Origin of the sequence: Neptuniibacter sp. (genome assembly GCF_024231755.1) — a bacterium.
Taxonomy (GTDB): Bacteria; Pseudomonadota; Gammaproteobacteria; order Pseudomonadales; family Balneatricaceae; genus Neptuniibacter.
The window spans coordinates 1-2,579 of the sequence record NZ_JAAEQH010000339.1 but is presented as its reverse complement, the minus strand read 5'-3'; the positions used below and the strand labels follow the sequence as shown (position 1 = coordinate 2,579).

Below are 2,579 nucleotides of genomic sequence, written 5' to 3'. Positions count from 1 at the left end.
GTTCTGGCTTTGGTTCTGGCTTTGGTTCTGGCTTTGGTTCTGGCTTTGGTTCTGGCTTTGGTTCTGGCTTTGGTTCTGGCTTTGGTTCTGGCTTTGGTTCTGGCTTTGGTTCTGGCTTTGGTTCCGGCTTTGGTTCTGGTTTAGGAAGAGCTGACATCTGAATATGCACAGTTTTCGCTGTGCTTGTCGCGGATGGAGAACCAAAATTCAGTAGCTGTGACAGTTTCTCTGGATGACTGACAATCCAGATCAATATAACGAAATGCGCCAGCAATGAAAAAATCATTGCTGGCGTAATAGAACCTAGCTGGGTAATTGGGCGAGGCACGTTCAGCACCCCACCCATTTACTTATGTGGAGGAGAAGGGGGTTCTCTCCACTATCGCTAACAAAACGTTTAGAACTTAGCACGAATACCGATTACACCTGTACGTGGTTTACCCGGTCCAACAAAGCTTGGATCTTCAAAGTCGTCACCCAAAACCTCATCGGGTTCACCGTAGATACCGAACGTTTCGTACTCTTTATCAAATACGTTATCCACTCGAGCAAATACTTCTACGTTATCAGCAACCTGATAAGTACCGCGCAGGTTCACCAATGTAAATCCATCAACCTTATCATTCTCATTGGCTTCATCGCCGCGGAAGTACTGGCTGCTCTGATAAGTCACTTCAGCACCCAAGTTAAACTTCGGCGTTACTGTCCAATCAGCAAGCAGCTTGATGTTGTGCTCAGGCAGACCTGGAATCTTATCGCCAGCTTCTACAGGACGGCTGTTACCAAGAGGGTTATTCGCACTTACCGAGTCAAATTTAGTACGGAATGTAGCATCAAGATAAGAATATGCAACGCCCAGAGTCAGGTTGTCGTAGCGCTTGTTCGCCGCCAGCTCAACACCCATACGGCGTGTTTTACCTACATTGTCGAAGAAGCCTTCAGACGTCAGCGTACCCGCGTTCTGGAAGATGATGTCATCATGGTTCATTGTATGGAACACGCCAGCATTCCAACGGTAACCATTGTTACTACCACGCAGTCCGAATTCAAACGTTTTCGCAACAACCTGATCAAGTGGTGGATCCGCTACGAAACCATTTGGCAGCTTACATGGATCTTCTGGATCCGCACAGCTCAGCTCCGCAGGCGTTGGCGCACGGTTAGATTCGCTGTAGCTACCGTAGAACGTAACGTCTGGAGAAACTTGATAAGTGGCACCAACAGATGGGTTCAAACGCTTGAACGTGTGTGTTCCTGTTAGGTCCAAGTTGTGCTCACCAATACCTACCATCTCGATACGCGTGTAGTTATAACGTGCTGCAACAGTCAGATCGACTTTATCGTTGATCGTGATTGTGTCAGTCAGGAAAAAGCCCGCGTTATGCGTATCGGTTTCAAGCTCAACAACAGACTCAGCATCAGAAAGACCAACGCCCGTTACACCACGATCATCTGTGATGCTGTCGTTACGTAGTTCTGCGAATTCCGTGTTCGATTTAAAATCGATATCCGCATAATCGTAGCTGAAGCCCACTGTCAGTTGGTTTTCTTTACCGTTCAGATCACCCAGGAAAGTCACCTGAGATGCCAGACCCATGCTTTCCTGAATAGTTTCAGAAGTATTCAGTGTACCGTCCAGATCATCTGCTTCCAGATCGTCATCGATAAGCTCTAACGGCGTGTCATCATAGCCTACGAATTCAATTGGCTCGAAATCTTCTGGAGATGCATCATCTTCATCTTCACCTTCGAACTCACACAGGGATTCATAAGCACCATCTTCATCGTACTCATTGTCCGCATTAACATCACACTCTTCGTAATCGCTGTCATCACCGTTCAAAGTGTTGATCTTGTTACGACGGTAGTAAACGCTACCTGCGACCTGTGTTTCATCATCAATCCAGGTATCACCACCCAGTGTGATGAATGCAAATTTGCTTTCAGTCTGGTCCGGCTGTGTATAAATCGATTCTCGACCCTGAGCTTCCAGCAGCTCCATAGGGGCTGCACCGTTACCAATAAGTTTATTATCAGCACCGGCAACGGTCAGGTTCAGGCTAGAACCCTCCGAGCGCCAAGTCAGATTAGCCAATGCCTGCTGCACTTCACTTGGGGAGTGATCGCGCCAGCCATCTTCTTCAAAGTAGTTACCGATTACGTAGTAACCGAATTCACCATCATTGCCCGCAGTCTGTAGCTCAAGGTTAAAACGACCGTCTTCACCAATGGAAGATTCGATCTGACTACCTGCATGATCAAAACCATTCTTAACCTGTAGGGACAGCGCACCGCCCAGTGTGTTCTGACCGAATACAGGGTTGGAGCCTGCAAACAGCGCAACAGAACCCAGCGCGCCTTCAGGAATCAGGTCCCAGTTCACAGTGTCACCAAACGGCTCGTTAAAACGCACACCGTTTACATAAACAGAAACACCTTGTGGCAGACCTAACAGAGGTGAAGCCGTGAAACCACGGTACTGCACATCAGGCTGATAAGGGTTGTTAACCGCTTCGTTAATCGTCACGCTGCTGAAGTTAAAACGCAGGTGCTCTGCCAGGTTAAGTGCCTGTGACTTT

1 protein-coding gene is annotated in these 2,579 nt (G+C 47.9%); it reads right to left on the bottom strand.

The window, feature by feature from the left end; translation table 11 throughout:
* Nucleotides 1-397 precede the first annotated feature (397 nt).
* A partial coding sequence (locus GY843_RS19485) for a TonB-dependent receptor (protein ID WP_297312180.1) occupies nucleotides 398-2,579 on the bottom strand: 2,182 nt, incomplete at its 5' end.